Genomic DNA, 19,040 nt, shown 5'->3' with positions numbered 1-19,040 from the left:
GGATTATTTCTGTTCTAACCAATCCTCTACATGTTTTATAAATACATCTAAACAATCAATAAACGGCGAGTGTCCGCAATCTTCTAATACCTTCAACTCTGCATTTGGCAAATGTTTCGCTAATTCCTCACCGACTACTTGCGGTACGACATAATCTCTATCACCTTGTATGACGAGTGTTGGCGCTTTAATACGATGAATTTGTTTACTTCCCTCTACAACCCCATTATGTTCATCTGAAATATTAAATGTAATGAGCGCATAATTCACATCTACGAAATTACGTTGCGTTAACATATCATCTAAATACTTTTCATAACGATCCGGTTCAGGTTGATTATGTGTATATATTAATAGATTCCATACTGTACGGTAATATAGTTTGTTCATATTTTTTATCGCATCTAATACTGGAGCGATTTGTACTGGATCTTGCGCAATTTCTTCTTTCGTCTTTACTAAACTTGATACAATCGGCTGCCCATTCGTATCTTTTTTAAAGATTGGGTATCCTTTCATTCCTACTGATTCTACTAAAATTAACTTTTCTACAAAAGTTGGGTGATTCGCTGTAAATTGCATCGCAACGCCACCACCCATTGACCAGCCCATTAATGAAAATTTCTCTAGCTTTAACTCGTCGATAAATAATTTTACATCTTCTGCAAAGTCTTGTAATGAATCTATCGACTGATTATACGTTGATTGTCCAAACCCTCTTAAATCAAGAGCGTAAATATGGTATTGATCTTGCAACTTTTCAATAACTAAATCCCAATGTTGTGACGATGTCATGTTCCCGTGAATGAGTACAAGAATATCTGTATTTCGCCTTCCAACTTCCTGATATGCAATCGTTTCTCCGTTCGATAGTGAAACAAACTCCATTGTTGCAGGCTTAATCATCACAAGTTCCCCCATTCTATTTAATAGAAAGAAAATTCTTTACTTAATTAAAGAATAGCACGTAGAATATACGTTCGCAACATAAAACCTATAAGAATTTTTTACATAAATCAACATGTCTATTACTAGACAATTATTATAAAAAAGTATATAGTTAGCTAGGTAACTAATTTGAAAGGATCAAAATACATGGACGAAAAACAACATTTTTTTCACATCGTCAGCCAGACTTCTCGAAAGTTTACGAAGAAATTTAATGAACGTGTATCTCCAACAGGGTTATTTAGTGCGCAATGGGCTGTTATTTTCCGCATTAATCAAACTGGTTCTTGTACCCAAACAGAATTATGCCAGTATTTAAATGTTGAATCACCAACGATGACTCGTACGTTAACACGTATGGAAACGATGGGATGGATTATTCGTACAGAAGGTAAAGATCGCCGCGAGAAGCTCATTTCTTTATCCGAAACAGCGATAAAGATGATTCCAGTATGGCAAGAAGAAGTTGATACTTTCGAAGAAAAAACGCTAGAAGGTATTAATGAAGATGATTTACATCAAGCATTTCAAGTGTTACAACAAATTATTAAAAATTTAGATTAAATTGGAGGGATGACGATGCAAAGTGAGAAACTTTGGACGAAGGATTTCCTCGGAACTTGTTTTAGTAGTCTATTTCTCTTCTTAACATTTTACATGCTTATGACTACTCTGCCTGTCTATGTTATAGACGGGCTAAAAGGAAAACCTGAGGAAATTGGTTTAGTTGCAACTGTGTTTCTTATTTCTTCTGTTTTATGTAGACCATTCACAGGAAAATGGCTCGATGATTTAGGAAGAAAGAAAATATTATTTATTTCACTTTCATTATTTTTAGCCGCTACTGTTATGTATTTCGGTGCGCAAAGTTTATTCTTATTACTTGCCCTTCGCTTCTTGCACGGTATTGGGTTCGGGATGGCAACGACAGCTACTGGTACGATTGTAACTGATGTTGCGCCAGCTCATCGACGAGGCGAAGCGCTTGCATATTTCGGCGTATTTATGAGTCTGCCGATGGTAATTGGTCCTTTTTTAGGTTTAACAATTATTTCTCATTTTTCGTTTACTGTATTATTTATCGTTTGTTCCGTATTTTCATTACTTGCATTTTTATTAGGACTACTTGTAGATATTCCGCACGAAGCACCTGTTAGCAAACAAAAACGTGAAAAAATGAAATGGAAAGACTTAATCGAACCATCTTCTATTCCGATTGCACTTACAGGATTTGTTTTAGCCTTTTCTTATAGTGGTATTTTATCCTTTATTCCTATTTATGCGAAAGAACTCGGTTTAAGTGAAATTGCAAGTTACTTCTTTATTTTATACGCACTTGTTGTTGTCATTTCTCGTCCATTTACAGGAAAGATTTTTGATCGCTTCGGTGAAAATGTACTCGTTTACCCTGCTATCATTATTTTCACAATCGGAATGTTCATATTAAGCCAAGCACAAACTTCATTTTGGTTCCTTGGCGCAGGTATGCTAATCGGTTTAGGTTACGGGACATTAATTCCGAGTTTCCAAACGATTGCGATTTCTGCCGCTCCAAACCATAGACGTGGTTCTGCGACAGCTACGTATTTCTCATTCTTTGATAGTGGTATTGGTTTTGGTTCTTTCATTTTAGGTATTGTCGCAGCGAAATCCAGTTATCATAATATGTATTTTATCGCAGCTATTATCGTTGCGTTCACTTTACTTTTATATTATGGATTACACGGACGAAAACAAAAATTCAAGAAACAACCTACAGACGGAAAAATTTCCGCTTAACGTTAATAAGGAAAGTAAACTTCCCCGTTTACTTTCCTTATTTTGTATTTCTTTCAAGACGAGCGTATACTTATAGTAGAAATAAAAAGGAGGGCCATATATGAAACTAAAAAAATCTCCCCTACTCTTACTTATACTAACATTCATATTTGTAATTACAGGGCTTGGGTTTACTTACTTCAAACAAAATAAAACGACCCCATCAAAACATAATGTGACAAAAGAAAACTGGTTAAATGACCCTTACTTACGTTGGTCGTACACACACATGAAAGAATTCACTTTAGTTAATGACGTAAAAAACAATCCTGACCAAATTGCTCACTTCCCTTCCGCATTGCAAAACTTAGACGATTTTGCTGTGGAGCGTAGATTCGGAAATACAACTCCTCTAAAAAAACTTTTAGATGATAACAAAACAGATGCTTTTGTCGTTGTACATAATGGACAACTTGTTTACGAACGATATTTCAATGGGTATAAACAGAATGAACCTCATGGTATGGCATCATTAGCAAAAGTCTTTACCGGGGCAATTATACAATCTCTCGCTGAAGAGAATCGTATCGATTTAGAGAAAACAGCTGACACTTACATAAAAGAATTAAAAAACACACCGTTCGGTAATGCCACACTTCAGCAATTAATGGACATGCAAGTTTCAGCTGAATATCCTACTCATGGATATGAGCAACCTGGGCTAGAAAATCAAGATGCACAATTATATTTAGCTAGCAATATTTTACCCCGCGGCAAAAATTACGACGGTCCGATGAAAATTTATGATATGTTACGGGAAGCCGAAGAAACTGCACCGCCTGGTTCTTCCTTTTCTTACAATAACGGATCAACAGAAACGCTCGCTTGGATTATTAGAACTATTACTGGTAAATCACTAGCTGAAAATGTAAGCGAACGAATTTGGTCTCAAATTGGTATGGAAGAAAACGCGTATTACGTTACAGATGAAACAAAAGTAGAACAAGCTAGTGCTGGATTAAATACAACTGCTAGAGATATGGCGAGATTCGGGCAATTACTATTAAACAACGGGGAATATAACGGAAAACAAATTCTCCCTTCTTCTATTACTGAAGATATAAAAAATGTCCAAGAAGGTGAACTTGCAATTGGCCCTGGAGCTTCCATTTCTTATCATAATCAATGGTGGATTCCGCACAATGAACAAGGTGCTTTCGAAGTATTAGGTAGTTACGGACAAACACTTTACATCGATCCGAAAGCAAATATGGTGATCGTTCATTTCTCTTCTAACGCAACGCCAAGTAATGAAATACATTCGATTTACTCAAATATGTATATTGATATTGCACATCATTTAGAAAAGCTTCCACAGTAGTGGAAGCTTTTTCATTACAGTACATTATTTAGACTACTATACCAATTATCTTTTTGTTATTAGAAGATATTGAAAAAACAATTACCTAAAATACACCTATCGAAAATTTTATAAGCAGTTTACAATTTTAATTGAGCGTTTAACTAATACATCCACATCTTTTGGAGAATGTATTAAAACACTTCCCTTACAAAGATTGTCTGTTCATATTGGTCGAAAATTTCTTCTATAGATGAAAATAAAGTTTCTTCCGGGATGATGAACTTTATTTTTTGACCAGTTTGCAACAGTTGCTTTGAAGCCAGCTAGTAACCTTTCTCTATACTATCCCTATAAGTGCTACCCCATTTCCAGCCGTTTTCTTCTAGTATACTAAAAGCAGAATTTGATACGAGGCTCTATATCAATCTATCAATAAATTACCACTCTGTAAATATCTGAATTTTCTTTACAATGAAGGTTATCTCCTAAACAACCTCGAATAATTGTAATACATATACATAAGGAGGTTGATCTATTTTGTTTCGTTCCTTTACAAATGGTTGCGTCGCCTTAGTGCAACGCTTCTTGCCAGAACCGTTTATTTTATCATGTTTACTAACTGTTTTCGTTATCTTCTTTGGTATGTTTGCGACTCACCAAACACCTGTAGAAATGATTAATCACTGGGGTAATGGAATTTGGGGACTCCTCGCCTTTTCTATGCAAATGGCACTTGTACTCGTGACTGGATCTGCTTTAGCAAATGCTCCTCTTATTAAAAAAGGATTAACGAAAGCTGCCAGACTACCAAAAACAACTGGACAAGGCATTATTGCCATTTCAATTGTAAGTTTACTCGGTGCATACATAAACTGGGGCTTTGGAATTGTTGTATCTGTTTTATACGCAAAAGAAGTGGCAAGGCAGCTGGACGGATTAGATTATAGACTAGCAATTGCCTCTTCTTACTCTGGATTTCTCATTTGGCATGCCGGTCTTTCTGCCTCTATCCCTCTTACTTTAGCAACAGGCGGTGAAACGTTAATTAAAACGACTGCTGGAAGTATTAAAGAGGCGATTCCGATAACAGAAACGTTATTCTCACCATACGCTCTTGTTCCAGTTATTATTTTTCTCGTTACGATGCCTCTCATTAATAAAGCGATGCATCCAGATGAAAAACATACGATAACTGTAGATCCTAGCGTGTTCCATGAAGAAGCTGCTGCTCAAGAAGTAGAAAAAAATACATTCGCTGAAAAAATGGAAAATAGCATCATTATTACACTTTGCGTTGGATTGTTAGGTCTCATTTATATTTTCAATTACTTTTATACGAAAGGTTTTAACCTTACTCTCGATATCGTGATTTTTATGTTATTAATTGCAGGTCTTATTTTCCACCGTACTCCGATTCAGTATATTCGTGCTTTTTCAGACTCTACCAAAAGTGCTTCTGGCATTTTACTTCAATTTCCGTTTTACGCAGGAATTATGGGCATGATGATTGGAGCAAATAGTGAAGGACTTTCACTTGGAGGAGCTATTTCTAATTTCTTTATTAGCATTTCAAATGAAACGACTTTTCCGCTCTTTACATTTTTAAGTGCTGGCATTGTTAACATTTTCGTTCCATCTGGCGGCGGTCAATGGGCTGTGCAAGCACCAATTATGATTCCAGCTGGCGCTGAACTTGGTGTACCTGCTGCAAAAACAGCAATGGCAATTGCATGGGGCGATGCTTGGACGAATTTAATTCAACCTTTCTGGGCATTACCAGCATTAGCGATAGCTGGTTTAGGTGCTCGTGACATTATGGGATTTTGTGTTGTGAACTTACTATATGCGGGTTTTATCATTAGTCTATGCTTCTTATTTATTTAAACGAAAAGCTAGTTTTATACTAGCTTTTTTACATAATAAATCATTTATTTCCCATGCAATTTATAACTGTCTTCCACTCTATGTCCGTAATGTGTAATGACTCAAATGCAAAAAAATCTTCGCAAATTTTTCCGATCAGGTGTGGATGTTCCCTCAAAAAATTCCACTGTAACGCTTTAGGAAGAAAATGCATTTCATATTCTTTACTTCCCCTTACTATCTCATCTACTTCTCTTTCACAAATTCCTCTTATTAAATACTCATTTCTTAACTCTATTTGAATTTGCTGAAATGTTTCGCTGCATTTTTTCAATTGAAGTAAACACGTAACATACTTCCGAAAAAGTTCGCCATCATACTGAACACAGTTTATAATACGATCGACTTCATTCATAATGCACGAGCCTTTTCTTCTATTTGTAATAACCATTTCTCACGCTTTGATACTTTACTCGTTTTCACAGATTGAAACACTGACCGTTTTATATCGCGAATGCCACAAAAACGTAAAATACCTCTCTTCATCATAATCCAATCTGCTGATCGATATAACAATGCGACGTACCATATAGGCGAGTCTAACGTATTAATAACCCATGCTTTTTTCCCTTGCAATAATCCTTTCGGCAGAGCCCCTTCATATTTATAAGCAAATCCAGCTACGAAAATACGATCGATAAATCCTTTTAAAATTGCTGGCATCCCCCACCACCATATTGGATAGATGAATAGAAGTGTATCTGCTTCTTCTACTAACGTTCTATACCGAGCTGTTTCCTCTTCATTTACTAAATCGCGTCTTTTCTTCTCTTCATTAAATACGAGGACTGGATCAAATTGTTCTTTGTATAAATCAAGTACGGTAACTGAATGATTTGTTTCCTGTAGTCCTTTTTGCACATGATTGAAAATCGCCGCGTTAAAACTTGAAGGGTTAGGATGAGCATATATAATTAGTACGTTCACTACAAAACAACTCCCTCTATACGTTAAAGTTTCTCCTTCTTTAATAACTTCTCTACAATTTGTACGTTTTTCGAACTTTGCAACAATCGATTTAATAATATAAGTAACTCTTCTTTTTCTAAATCTTTCAGTTTCTCTTTAACTGCACTCTCACCAGCACCTTGAATATCATAAACAACTGCCGCCATATGTTTACAATAATTTTCATAGGGACACTCACAGTTACTTTCTGAAAAATCTTCGAGATCGATAACTACTTCATAATTCCCTGCATTTCCAGTAACGAAAGCAAACACTTTTTTATCTTGTATTTCAACATCTTCTACATGCCCATCTTCATAATATTCATATCCCTTATCTACAATGTACTTTGGGATCCATTTCGTTATATCTTTTAATAAGTAAGCGTACATAATTGTACCCCTTCCTTTAATTCCCTTTTGACTTCAAAAATCCTGCATGTTATTCTAATTACTGTTAAGTAGCAAGTCTACGTGACAAAACGACTGACACCTATTCGGCGAAGGTGTCTCTTTTCATTTGCAGCCGATATGAATGGCCTCTTTCAGGCACATTCAATTTTTGACACTACACACTCAACACCATTCCCTGTATCAGGCTGCTTTAGCAGTCTTTTACTCTACATACTCCGTTATTTTAAGAAAAAAAGAGAGCTTAGCTCCCTTTTCTCGCCTTATACAATACCCCTTTTTCAGCATAGAGATATTCATCAGCTAATGTAATTTTCCCATCCAGTTTTAGTTCGTCTAATAATCTTGATAAATAAAATTGATGCAACATCTTTTTCGTGAATTTTCCTTCATGATGCGAAACGATATGTTCTTGAATATCTAACAATGATATCGGCTTATCTTGCTCTATCATATATTCATAAACTGTACTACGCAGTTTTACGTATTTTTCGAGTGTCACAGTAATGCGCAACCCCTTTCTTCTTAATATAAATTTTCGTAATCGGTTTTTTTGCAATAAAAAAACCTCTCCGATAAGAAGAAGTTACGTATATATCTTCGTCTTATCTCCCAGAACAAATATGTTCTGCTGGAATTAGCACCTGCATCGCGGTTGCTGGGTTTCATCGGGCCAGTCCCTCCACCTCTCTGGATAAGAAAATATTCACTTAATTCTTACTATACGTAATTCCACTTTAATTGTCAAACAAATATAATGAATATAACAAATTATATTTTCTTCCTTACTGTTCATACTACCCATATACGAACATGCAAGGAGGATTATGAAATGCATCAAAATGCTCGCGGATATGTACAAGATTCTTTTCAATCATTACAAGAAGCTAAAAATTGTTTAGAAGAAGCGCTCGAAACAGTTGAAAAAGATTTTAATCGCGCTCGTATTGAACAATCACTTTATGCTGTTGAACAAGCTATTCAACGTTGTGAGTACACCGTTCACATTTTAGAAAAAGATTAAAAACTTCCCATCAATAGATGGGAAGTTTTTTCAAATGGCATACTTCATAATTATTGCCGTTATGATTAAAAAATATACAGAATTAGCAATTTCTAAAATTCCTACTTTTATAATAGAAATTTTTTTACCATACAACACAATTGCTCGAATGACACTTGGTATAAAAATAAGAGAACACCACGGATTAATCGCAAATACAATTATCGTTAATACGATATGATATCCCCAAGATATAAGACGATACTTCGGATTATTTTTTTCACGAATCATCGTTTTCACATAGAACGTACTACCTAAAAAGTATAAAAATGAAATAAGCGCAATGAATATAGCTGTATGATCGATTTGCTTCATTGAAAAGTAATAACTAATTAACCCACCGATACAAAACACAATAATCGCACAAATATCATTTAATAGTGCTCTTTCATTTTTTTGACGAGCGTAATACATATTCACTATAAATAATGGAATCATTACTATTACGAATAAAAGAATTCGCCACTCATATAATAAAGAAATCATCCCAAATAGGAACGCAATAATAAAATAAATAATGGCAACTTGTAAAAACTCTTTTTTTCGTCTTTGCTTTATGTACGTAAGAAATGGGTACGTAGCTAAATAGATAAAGAACCACGCTAAAAACAATGGAATATGATAAATAGTAGGTTTCCCAAGTATGACACTTAATAAAAAAGGAATAACAAGCATAGCCCATGCACCATGTTGCTTCGGAATAACTAACTTCATTAACTATACACCTCCCTTTTGAAAGAAGTTCTCACCTACAATTATACAAATAATTTTATATAATAACGGATGTATATTAAATCGATTTTTTGACAAAAAAATGCTCCTTACAATATGTAAGAAGCATGAAAGAGGCAAACGAATATGTAAGTCGCGACCCTACCTTATATGAGTATGCTTTTCTATGTCACGTTATGCTCATCTAATATACCATATTTCTTTTTAAATCTTGTAAGAATCGTAATCCATGAAGTACTAAATAGTAATAAGAAAATAACATTCGAAATCGCATGGCTCAAATCAAAGTAAAAACTTGCGATATAATACGAAATGACAGTTTCCCATGTTGCTTCTCGTATAAAAACGAGAAGGCCCCAGAAATTCATAATCCAGCCAAATAAAAAGCCAACAATTACACCGTAAAGAAGTCTTCCCCATAGCTTTTTCATAAAAAATGTATTACGAAGTAAACCTGCTATAAAACCAATCATGCCCCACGAAAACATTTGCCACGGTGTCCATGGACCTTGTCCTAAAAAAATATTAGATACGATTGCTGCTGTAGCACCAATCATAAAACCAGTTTCACTTCCAAATACAATTGCAGAAACGATAATGACAAAAGAAGTTGGTTGTACACTTGGTAAAATAGAAAATGGCACCCGGCTTACTGCTGCAATTGCCGCTAATACAGCAACGAGAACAATTTCACGTGAAACAAACGCCTTTCTTTCAAAACGGATATAGAAAGGTAACATAATAACCGCTAATAGAAACAAACTACTTAACATGTAATAACCGTCCATAACAAGTGTCGTAAAAAGCAATGTGCCGATTATTACTGCAAAGATACATATTATGAATGCAACATATCGTTTGGACACGCTTCGTACACATCCTCCCACGTTAATGCATATGGCAATTCTTTTCGAATGAATCGGTTAATAGATGTTGTATAAAAGAAGTTACCACTAAAAAATTCTTTCGGTGCATCATTCATAATGACTGTTCCATCAAATAACATCATACATTGATCCACGTATTTCGCTGCAAACTCAATATCATGCGTTGCCATTACAATTGTTGTACCTTCTTTTTGTAGCTTCCTAAATAGCTCTCCTACTCTTTCTTTCTTCCATGGATCTAATCCCTTTGTCGGTTCATCCAGTAATAATAAAGTCGGCTTTGATAACAACGTCGTACATAACGCAAGTAATTGTTGCTCTCCTCCGCTACAATCGTGCGGATGGCGTTCTTTAAGCGAATACAACCAAAACTGTTTTAGCGTATCTTCTGCTATTTCTTTTCCTTGTTCTCCATATAATTCACGCGCACGTTCATAAACCTCGTCCCATACTGTATCAAATGTAAAATGGTAATACGGATGCTGCGATACATACCCAATACTTTTAAATCGTTCTTTCGAATCAATTTTATGTATCACTTTTCCGTTCCACTTTACTTTCCCTCTTCTCGCTTTTTGTAATCCTGCTAAAATCGTTAACAGTGTAGACTTACCTGTACCGTTCTTCCCAACGAGCGCTACCCATTTTCCTTTTTCAATCGAAACTGATAAATCACGTAAAATAAGCGGACTATTTTTTTCATATTGGAACGAAATATGCTCTGCGCTTAAAATTACCTCTTGCTTTTCACTTTGTGCTATTGGGTCATTTACATATGATATCGCTGCAAAATCATTCATTTTCATTTGCGCCTCTCGCACTGTAAACGGAATATCTCTCACATTCCACTCTAAAAATAGCCTTGGAATTTGCGGAATAAATGGACGGAATGTTTCTACTCCCCACATATCCGTAATAACAATTTTAGGACTACCATCATACATAATACGGCCATTATCCATACAAACAACGCGTGTTGCAAGCGGGATAACTTCATCTAAACGATGTTCACTTAAAATAATCGTAATTCCAAGTTCTTCATTAATCCGTTTTAATAATCCTAAAAACTCTTTTGCAGCGATTGGATCTAACTGCGCTGTCGGTTCATCTAATAATAGCAATTTCGGCTGCATAACTAATACCGCAGCTAAATTGACAAGCTGCTTCTGCCCACCAGATAACGTATGAACAGATTGATGCAATAAATCTTGAAATCCTAAAAAGCTAATAAGCTCTGCTATTCTTTTTTGAATAATATGTGATGGTAATCCGATATTTTCTAAAGAAAATGCTAATTCTTGAATCACTGTATCCATAACAATCTGGTTTTCTGGGTTTTGAAATACCATCCCAATTTCTTGGGCAGATAACAAATCAGCTACTTCCTCTATTAAAACACCCTCATAAAATATCTCTCCAGAACGCGTACCAATTGGAAGTAACTCCTTTTTAAAATGTTTTAATAACGTCGTCTTCCCAGATCCCGATCCTCCAGCAAGTGCAATAAACTCACCTTTTTGAACAGAAAGAGAAATATGCTGTAACGCTTTTTTATTTTCATCAGCATATACAAATGATAAATTGTTTATTTCTGCATGCGCCACCATATCCATTCCCTTCCTTCCATCATAATTGGTAAACTAATAAACAGTGTAAATAATACAAACATCATTCCATCGTATTGCTGGAATAAAATAGATTCGACTTTCGGATAAATAATCAATTTCCCTCCGCCATAATTACTACATACAATAGCAGCTATAAATAAAATGATTAAATAATTGAGCGTATACCAATCACGCCTTTCCATTCTATAGCGAATATACGTCGTACGCTTCGTTACACCAAATCCACGAGCTTGCATAGAATCTGCCGTTTGCAGTGCATCTTCTAATGAACAAATTAATAATACTTGCAGCAATTGCATACCATTTTTGACGCGTTCTATTATCGAACCTGAATCTACCTGCACACCTTTCGTTTTTTGGACGAGTGTGATTTTCTTTAATCGCCTTATAAACAAAGGAACAAATCTCACTGTAATCATCGTTAACAATGCAACTTTCGGTGAAATTCTTGAAAACAAATATAAAAATTTATGACTGGAAATAATATCATTGTATGACGCAAACGTAAACATAACTGCAACTAGTAATAACCCCATTACTATTCCAAACATAATCGCCTCAAGCTTAATACGGCTATCACCTAACCAAAATAACGTAGTTCGACCTCTATGCGTTAATAACGAATTAAATAAAATTACCATAAAAAAGAAAACAATTGTGCTCGGTAGCATCTTTCTTATCTTTTCGCTATTTCCTTGCATCACATTTAACATAATAATTAATACTATTGCTCCAATTAAAAAAAGAGGATGAAGACACATCATACATAGTATCATCACCCCGATATAATAGAAAAAATTCACAAAAGGATGTAAAGAAGAAAAACTTATTTTCATAGCCCTTTACCGAATGCCTTTCTTATTGTAATACGTATACCCACTCAATTGTATCTCCTGGTTTTACCGTAGCTACACCAGCACTATGGTTTGGAAAAGCACCGTTCACACGATATTTCCATCCACTAGTATCCGCAATATCTTTTTCATATAAATCATTAATACCTTTTACATAAATACTATCTCTAGATCCGCTTGCATCAACATCTAATCCTGTACGTTGTAATACTTTATACACAGTATCGCCATCTTGTACATCCATCTTTTTCGCACCCATTATATATCCGTTATTTCCTTTTACCGAGATTGTTACTTGTTTTGCTTTAGGTACTGGTGGTGGCACTGGGTTTGGTGGTGGTACCGGTGTTGGTGGAGCTGGTACACTATTGTTCTCTTCTGGCTTTTTCTTTTGCTCCTGCTTCGGTGTTTCTTTCGGCTGATTCACAACCTTTGCTTCTTCTTTTACTTCTGGTGCTTTCGGTTGTTGTTTCTCTTCTTGTGCTTGTTGCTGCTCTGGTTGCTTATTTACAGCCGGCTGTTCTTTCGGTTGTTCCTGTTGTTTCTCTTCTTTCTTTACCTCTGGTTGTGCCTGCGGCTTTTCCTCTTTCGCCTTCTCTTCTACTTTTTGTTCTTGTTTCTCTTTCTGCTCTTCTTGCTGCTTTTGCTCTGATTCAGCTTGCTTTTCTTCTGTTTTTTCTTCCGGCTTCGCTTCATCTTTTTGTACTTCTTGTTTCGCTACCTCTTCTTGCTTCGGTTCTACCTTCTTCTCAGGCTTTACAGCTGCCTCTTCACATCCGGCAAGTAGCCCGAGCGAAAGCAGTAAAGAAATGAACCATTTCACCTTACTCATCCTATCTCTCACCTTTCATACGAAAATTAGGAGCAAATAATTGCTCCTAATTTTTTGTTAAGCTGCTTTACGTCTCCATAATACATATGCAGAAGCAATACATAATACACCCATACCTACTTCTGTTGCTGCGCCATGAGAAGATGCTCCTGTTTTTGGTAGACTGTTATCGTTTCCGATTTTTTTATTCTTAACCGGTTCGTTATCTACAACTACTTTTAGATTTTCATCTTTTGTTTCTTGTTGTACTTGTTTTTGTTCTTTCGGTTCTTCAATAACTTCTTTTTCTACTACATTATTTTCTGGTTCAACGACCTTTTCTGGCTCTTCAATCGGTTTTGGCTTAATTACATCACCAGCGTCTACATTAGACCAATCATAAATAGATTTTCCCATTTCCTTAAATTGAAGTAATGCTAAAAGAGCCTGTTCTGTAGCCATTCCGTTACCATTTTGATCACTTGGTAACCATTTAAATTCACCATTTGAAAGTTGATATGATAATAGGTTTTGCATTGCCTTATGAAGACGATTTTGATCTACATCTTTAACAAGCGATAATCCAATAATTGCTTGCGCAGTACTATTTGAATTTTCTTGTCCATCAGCTGAAAAACCGCCATTTTGCAGCTGTTCGTTATATAAATACGCAACAGCTTTTTGTATAGCTGGTTTCACATCTGATCGCTCTTGATAAGGAGCTAATGCTGATAAAACCATACCTGTTACATCAACACTACTAGCACTATCTTTACTACCTGAACTATTATAAGTCCATCCACCGTCTGTATGCTGATTATTTAACAGTGCTTCCACTAGAGCAACTCTGTTCCATTTTGATTCAACTGGAATCTCATACTTCTTCGTATCAAATGCAAGTAAAGCAAATGCATAACCTGTAACAGAATTCACTTTATCTGACTCATACAATTTTTGAACTAAATTATGTCCACCTACATTTTTAGGGTCTGCACTCATTGCATTCATCATAATAATTGTTCTAGCTAAATCTGTCGCTGAAAAACGATTAATGCGCTTTTCTACTTTTTCAGTTACTGACTTAACATAATTTAATTTTGCCTCAATTGGTACATTCTTTCCAGAACGAGAAAGCGCTACAGCTACCCAGTCACTTTCAATTCCATCTTGTAACATCTTATCTGATGTTTTAGAAATGGCTTCGTTTAATTGTGCACTTGGATCTTGAATGTTCTCTTGCTTTGGTTGTTCTGTTTTTTTATCATCTTGACCTTCTGGTTTTGGATCAACTGTCGGTTTACTATTTTCACCTTCTGGTTTTGGATCGACTGTCGGTTTACCATTTTCACCTTCCGGTTTTGGATCGACTGTCGGCTTACCATTTTCATCTTCTGGTTTTGGATCGACTGTCGGTTTACCATTTTCACCTTCCGGTTTTGGATCGACTGTCGGTTTACCATTTTCACCTTCTGGTTTTGGTTCTTCTGGTTTGCCACCGTTAGGTTCTTCTGTTTTACACGTCCCGAACTTATCTAACGTTTCTTTCAATGTTTCCTGGCTTATATTGCTCCAGTCTGAAACAAAGCGAAAGACAACAACATCTCCAGATTTTAATTTATAACTATCTGCTCCGACTTCTGCAGACTTATCATTTACATCATATAGCCAAGCACTTGTAGCCCCGGCCATTAAACCATCGATTCCTTTTACATATGTTCCAAACGACATCGTTTCAGATTCTACTTTGTCCCCCATGACCTTTTGCAGCAAACTTAAAGCTGTTTCCCCATCTTTAATTTGCTCTTCTTTCGGACATAACATAATGCCCTTTTGTGATTCCCCAATAATTGCAAGTTTTGCTGTATTTCCTTCAGCAAACGTAATATGTACTGTATTCGCAAAAGAAACAAATACAAGTGTCACTGCCATTAACGACGTAAGCAGCCACTTTTTCAACATTGCCATCCCAAAATTTCCTCCCTTACTACCATTTACACAAAAAAAGGCCCTTCAAGGGCGTGCGATTGACACTCTCTTTTTGTAAGTGTCGAACAAAAATGTACAACACCTCCTACCCGCATCATTCGCGGCTATATTTGTATAGGAAAAATAATTTTGTTCATGAACGTATCATTGTGATAACATTCACTTTTCTATGCACAACTTACTTCCATTTAAGTTATCGTAAAACGATAAACCTATACATTCTGTAAATTTTAAATTTCTGTATTATTTTACTATTGACAAAGAATTTTGTCCATGCTTTATCGGATTTATTTTCTAAGAATAATAACTTATTAACTCTTAACGATGTAAACTCTTTTCACTAATAATGACGCCATCTTCATCCGCATAGACATATTCATTTGGATTCCAATCCACTTGTCCAAAGTGCAATGAAATATTTCGTTCTCCTTTTCCTTCTTTCACACTTCTATTTGGCATCGTTCCTAACGCTAAAATACCAATATTAATATTCTTTAGTTCACTAGAATCACGAACATACCCATTCACAATAATTCCTGCTAGCTTTCTTTCTTCCGCAATAGCTGCCAAATTATCACCAAGTAACGCACAATTAGTAGACGCTCCTCCATCAACAACTAATACTGTTCCTTCTGGTAATGTTTGCAATCCTTCCTTCACTAGTACATTATCATCTTTCACTTTTACAGTTGCAATTTTCCCGTGGAATTGTTCTTTCTTCCCAAAAGACCGAAAAGACTGGCGACATATTTGTAATTCCTTTTCAAATTCATCACATAGATCAGTAGTTTTCCACATCTTGTTCCCTCTTTTCCTTTTTCTTTCTACATAACATATTCTTGGCTTATTATCGTTTCCCTGTCTAATATTGCAATAATTTGTACGTGCAGGAAAAGGATACAAAAACTATTGCCTTAAGAAGCTACCTTTATTATAATCTATTTCACAGATTAAATTCAGAATATTAAAAATTAACCAAGTGAAGAAGGAGGGATTTTATGCAAATACAAACTGAGGCAAAAAAACAACCTAGTAAACCAAAGTTTAAAATGCCTGATGCGTACGTACTGCTATTTTTTATTGCCTTACTTTGCGCCATTGCTACTTATTTCGTTCCTGCTGGAGAATTTAAAAGGGTTACAAACGGGACCGTTACAACGACAATACCAGGTAGCTACCATTCTGTTCCGCAATCACCTGTAGGATTTGTTTCTTTTTTTACCGCTATTGAAAAAGGAATGACACTTGCTGCTCCTATTATCTTTCTAATTTTATTTACAGGTGGAGCCATTGCAATTCTTGAAAAGACAGGTGCCCTTGACGGTTTAATCTATCATGTTATTAACAAATTTCGTAATCAGCAATTACTTTTCATATGTATTGTCGCCGCACTCTTTTCCATTCTCGGAACGACTGGCATTATCGTTAACTCAGTTATCGGCTTTATCCCTATCGGCATCATCGTTGCCCGCACATTAAAATGGGACGCTATCGTTGGCGTAGCAATTATTTATTTAGGCACTTATGCTGGTTTTAATGCTACTATTTTATCCCCCTCACCTTTAGGCATTTCACAAAAGATCGCAGAACTTCCGATGTTTTCGGGAATTGGTTTACGCACAGCAATTTATATATCTTTTTTACTTGCTACCATTCTATATATAAATTGGTATGTAAAGCGCTTGAAAAAATCGAATAAAGGAAGCATCCTTGGCGACAACTGGTTTCCAAGTAACGCTCTTTCAAGCGAAAAAGAAGCAGAGAAAAAGGAAGTTCCTTGGACGATACGTCATAAATTAATTTTACTCGTTTCAGCTTTATCATTAATTGCATTTTTAATAGGCGCTTTTCGTCTGCATTGGACGGACGCAGAAATGACCGCTACTTTTATTTTCATAGCAATTACAGCCGGAATAATAGGTGGCATGAAAGCAAACGATATCGCTTCTACTTTTCTAACTGGCTGCCAAAACCTTATCTATGGTGCTTTAATTGTCGGAATGGCTCGCTGTATTTCAGTCATTTTAGAACAAGGCAAATTACTTGATACTATCGTTAACCAGCTCGCACAGTCTCTTGAAGGACAAAGCCCTGTATTTGGCGTTATCGGTATGTACGTAAGTAGTGCTGCATTACATTTCCTTATTTCATCCGGGACAGGAGAATCGGTTATTTTTATTCCGATATTAGCTCCATTAGCTGATTTCATGCACATTACACGCCAAGTTACAGTACAGGCTGTTATGCTCGGAGAAGGTGTAGTAAACTGCTTAAATCCAACTTCCGGTGTTTTAATGGGCGTTCTGGCAGCAAGCGGGATTTCTTATGGAAAATGGATTCGTTTCATGGCTCCACTTGCACTCATTTGGTTTATCATTGGACTTGTTTTTCTTATTGTTGGGGTGAATATTGAGTGGGGACCTTACTAAATACTTAACTAAATACTTAACTAGATAAATAAGTACTATCGTTCCATATAAATATCTATTCTATTTCCCTCACTAGTCCTATAAAAATCATTTATTCTAGTAAAAATATAAGAAGAGATTGATCATAATGATCAATCCCTTTTATCAAAATATAATACCTTTAAAAATCTTAGTTCCAGATTTTATTTACCCATTCTGGATGATCAATAAAAGGGTTGCGGTTATGTTGATATTTTGTAAAAATCACTTCATTACGCTTTCGCTCTAAATCATCGACCGGGTCTTGTTCATTCCATTTTAATAAGACAGATAGTTTCCCCATGTATGGATCTTTATTGTTATTCACTTTTTCATTTAGTTCTAAATCTATTTCGCCGTTGTCTCCCTCGTAACGAACAGCCATATAAAACAGCATTCTAGCAATATCTCCTTTTACACTATCACGAGGTTCCCAAGAATCACTATCATATTTACATTCTGTCGCTTCAGAATGATTTACACCACCGTTATCAAAATCTAGATTTCCACGTGAACTATTTACAGATACATCCGTCGCTCTTAAATGATGTAGATCTGTTCCAGGTCCTGCAGTCGTTCCAAAGTCACCGTGAGATTTTGCCCAAACATGCTCTCGGTTCCAGTTATTTACTCCTGATCCATTCGTAAGTTTCCCTTGCGAACGACCAGTATATAAGAGTATCACATTATTTTTATTATTCGGATCTTCATCAGTATCTCTTAACGCGTCCCAAACCGCACTGTATGATAACTTTGTATGATTATCAATAATATTATGCAATTCCTTCTTTAATTCTAACCCCGTTTTTCCTATTGCGTTATTATAATATGTATCGTCATAATTTTTTACAATAATCTCCTGTGCTGATGCAGGAACCACTTCACCATGTATAGTATCTGTGAATGATAGAGATGCAGAACCTAAAATAAAAAATGAAGATAGTGTAACCATAGCAATCTTTGTATTTCGAAACTTCATATACCCATTCCCCTTTAAAATATAATTTAAAGCTATTAACTAAAAAGTGCTTTCTAACCCCCGAAACCTTTTAGAAACCCATACCCCTTTTCTGTTTATTTAATACAAGACTCTATCCAGTCTGTATCACTTCTAAACTTTTTGTTTATTCACATTCCAAACAATTTCACTTTTTACAAGGAATATCCTTTTCTTATAAAGATTATTAACATATTCTTTACAACTAAAAAGTAGTTTAATATTAACTTATAAATTTAAATTTATTTATGCAATAATGCATATTTGATAATTTGTTCAAAAGCA

At 35.5% G+C, this 19,040-nt stretch carries 19 protein-coding genes and 1 riboswitch; of the genes, 6 read left to right on the top strand and 13 right to left on the bottom strand.

Annotated elements, in window-relative coordinates; genetic code table 11:
• Positions 1 to 3 precede the first annotated feature (3 nt).
• Complete coding sequence (phaZ, locus tag ACS2QP_RS16095; RefSeq protein WP_058839534.1) at positions 4 to 906, bottom strand: intracellular short-chain-length polyhydroxyalkanoate depolymerase; 903 nt, start codon at positions 904 to 906, stop codon at positions 4 to 6.
• A 189-nt stretch (positions 907 to 1,095) separates the two neighbouring features.
• On the opposite strand from phaZ, the gene ACS2QP_RS16090 reads away from it, so the two are divergent.
• The 4 genes from ACS2QP_RS16090 (at position 1,096) to ACS2QP_RS16075 (ending at position 5,953) form a co-directional block, all read left to right on the top strand.
• A complete protein-coding gene (locus ACS2QP_RS16090; RefSeq protein ID WP_000343680.1) occupies positions 1,096 to 1,512 on the top strand; it encodes a MarR family winged helix-turn-helix transcriptional regulator in 417 nt (138 codons plus the stop codon).
• A 15-nt stretch (positions 1,513 to 1,527) separates the two neighbouring features.
• Complete coding sequence (locus ACS2QP_RS16085) at positions 1,528 to 2,727, top strand: MFS transporter (protein WP_001190318.1); 1,200 nt, start codon at positions 1,528 to 1,530, stop codon at positions 2,725 to 2,727.
• A gap of 100 nt (positions 2,728 to 2,827) precedes the next feature.
• Positions 2,828 to 4,087: a serine hydrolase domain-containing protein gene (locus ACS2QP_RS16080; protein WP_438882604.1), complete on the top strand. Its 1,260-nt coding sequence runs from the start codon at positions 2,828 to 2,830 to the stop codon at positions 4,085 to 4,087.
• 519 nt (positions 4,088 to 4,606) lie between these two features.
• Positions 4,607 to 5,953 (top strand): short-chain fatty acid transporter, encoded by a 1,347-nt coding sequence (locus tag ACS2QP_RS16075; protein ID WP_098583556.1) that lies wholly within the window; start codon positions 4,607 to 4,609, stop codon positions 5,951 to 5,953.
• 40 nt (positions 5,954 to 5,993) lie between these two features.
• On the opposite strand, the gene ACS2QP_RS16070 is transcribed toward ACS2QP_RS16075, so the two are convergent.
• The 4 genes from ACS2QP_RS16070 to ACS2QP_RS16055 all read right to left on the bottom strand — a co-directional run bounded on the left by ACS2QP_RS16070 (position 5,994) and on the right by ACS2QP_RS16055 (position 7,852).
• A complete protein-coding gene (locus ACS2QP_RS16070) occupies positions 5,994 to 6,347 on the bottom strand; it encodes a group-specific protein (RefSeq protein ID WP_438882603.1) in 354 nt (117 codons plus the stop codon).
• Positions 6,344 to 6,919, bottom strand: coding sequence for an NAD(P)H-dependent oxidoreductase (locus ACS2QP_RS16065; protein WP_438882602.1), 576 nt, complete (start codon positions 6,917 to 6,919; stop codon positions 6,344 to 6,346). The genes ACS2QP_RS16070 and ACS2QP_RS16065 overlap by 4 nt, the downstream gene beginning before the upstream one ends.
• A 23-nt stretch (positions 6,920 to 6,942) precedes the next feature.
• A complete protein-coding gene (locus tag ACS2QP_RS16060; protein ID WP_438882601.1) occupies positions 6,943 to 7,332 on the bottom strand; it encodes an SWIM zinc finger family protein in 390 nt (129 codons plus the stop codon).
• 262 nt (positions 7,333 to 7,594) lie between these two features.
• Positions 7,595 to 7,852: a hypothetical protein gene (locus tag ACS2QP_RS16055; RefSeq protein WP_000171476.1), complete on the bottom strand. Its 258-nt coding sequence runs from the start codon at positions 7,850 to 7,852 to the stop codon at positions 7,595 to 7,597.
• A gap of 100 nt (positions 7,853 to 7,952) precedes the next feature.
• Positions 7,953 to 8,051: riboswitch (SAM riboswitch) on the bottom strand.
• A 131-nt stretch (positions 8,052 to 8,182) separates the two neighbouring features.
• Here ACS2QP_RS16055 and ACS2QP_RS16050 point away from each other — a divergent pair.
• The gene (locus tag ACS2QP_RS16050; RefSeq protein WP_000554032.1) at positions 8,183 to 8,374 is read left to right on the top strand and encodes a hypothetical protein; all 192 of its coding nucleotides are present in this window, start codon (positions 8,183 to 8,185) and stop codon (positions 8,372 to 8,374) included.
• Between the two features lie 30 nt (positions 8,375 to 8,404).
• Here ACS2QP_RS16050 and ACS2QP_RS16045 read toward each other — a convergent pair whose 3' ends face one another.
• The 7 genes from ACS2QP_RS16045 to rraA form a co-directional block, all read right to left on the bottom strand.
• Positions 8,405 to 9,127 carry a YwiC-like family protein gene (locus tag ACS2QP_RS16045; RefSeq protein WP_332284537.1) on the bottom strand — a complete coding sequence of 241 codons (723 nt, stop codon included), beginning with the start codon at positions 9,125 to 9,127 and terminating at the stop codon, positions 8,405 to 8,407.
• Between the two features lie 182 nt (positions 9,128 to 9,309).
• Entirely contained in the window at positions 9,310 to 10,011 is a 702-nt protein-coding gene (locus ACS2QP_RS16040; protein WP_332284535.1) for an ECF transporter S component, read from the bottom strand.
• Complete coding sequence (locus ACS2QP_RS16035) at positions 9,984 to 11,645, bottom strand: ABC transporter ATP-binding protein (RefSeq protein ID WP_142408764.1); 1,662 nt, start codon at positions 11,643 to 11,645, stop codon at positions 9,984 to 9,986. The genes ACS2QP_RS16040 and ACS2QP_RS16035 overlap by 28 nt, the downstream gene beginning before the upstream one ends.
• Positions 11,618 to 12,496, bottom strand: a complete 879-nt coding sequence (locus ACS2QP_RS16030; protein WP_031312309.1) for an energy-coupling factor transporter transmembrane component T — start codon at positions 12,494 to 12,496, stop codon at positions 11,618 to 11,620. Before ACS2QP_RS16030 ends, ACS2QP_RS16035 begins: the two co-directional genes overlap by 28 nt.
• A 22-nt stretch (positions 12,497 to 12,518) precedes the next feature.
• Positions 12,519 to 13,346 carry a DUF4430 domain-containing protein gene (locus ACS2QP_RS16025; protein ID WP_438882600.1) on the bottom strand — a complete coding sequence of 276 codons (828 nt, stop codon included), beginning with the start codon at positions 13,344 to 13,346 and terminating at the stop codon, positions 12,519 to 12,521.
• A gap of 57 nt (positions 13,347 to 13,403) precedes the next feature.
• On the bottom strand, positions 13,404 to 15,290 hold the full coding sequence (locus ACS2QP_RS16020) for a DUF4430 domain-containing protein (RefSeq protein WP_438882599.1): 1,887 nt from the start codon (positions 15,288 to 15,290) through the stop codon (positions 13,404 to 13,406).
• A gap of 339 nt (positions 15,291 to 15,629) precedes the next feature.
• Positions 15,630 to 16,109 (bottom strand): ribonuclease E activity regulator RraA, encoded by a 480-nt coding sequence (gene rraA / locus ACS2QP_RS16015; protein WP_000266037.1) that lies wholly within the window; start codon positions 16,107 to 16,109, stop codon positions 15,630 to 15,632.
• Positions 16,110 to 16,309: 200 nt separating this feature from the next.
• Here rraA and ACS2QP_RS16010 point away from each other — a divergent pair, with 200 nt between their 5' ends.
• Positions 16,310 to 17,740, top strand: coding sequence for a YfcC family protein (locus ACS2QP_RS16010; RefSeq protein WP_001166966.1), 1,431 nt, complete (start codon positions 16,310 to 16,312; stop codon positions 17,738 to 17,740).
• A gap of 169 nt (positions 17,741 to 17,909) precedes the next feature.
• Here the strand turns inward: ACS2QP_RS16010 and ACS2QP_RS16005 are convergent, their stop codons facing one another.
• Positions 17,910 to 18,737, bottom strand: a complete 828-nt coding sequence (locus ACS2QP_RS16005) for an endonuclease I family protein (RefSeq protein ID WP_000672192.1) — start codon at positions 18,735 to 18,737, stop codon at positions 17,910 to 17,912.
• Between the last annotated feature and the right edge of the window lie 303 nt (positions 18,738 to 19,040).

The organism is Bacillus cereus group sp. Bce019 (assembly GCF_051781745.1).
In the GTDB taxonomy this organism is placed as follows: domain Bacteria; phylum Bacillota; class Bacilli; order Bacillales; family Bacillaceae_G; genus Bacillus_A; species Bacillus_A cereus.
This window is presented reverse-complemented; position numbering and strand designations above follow the sequence as displayed.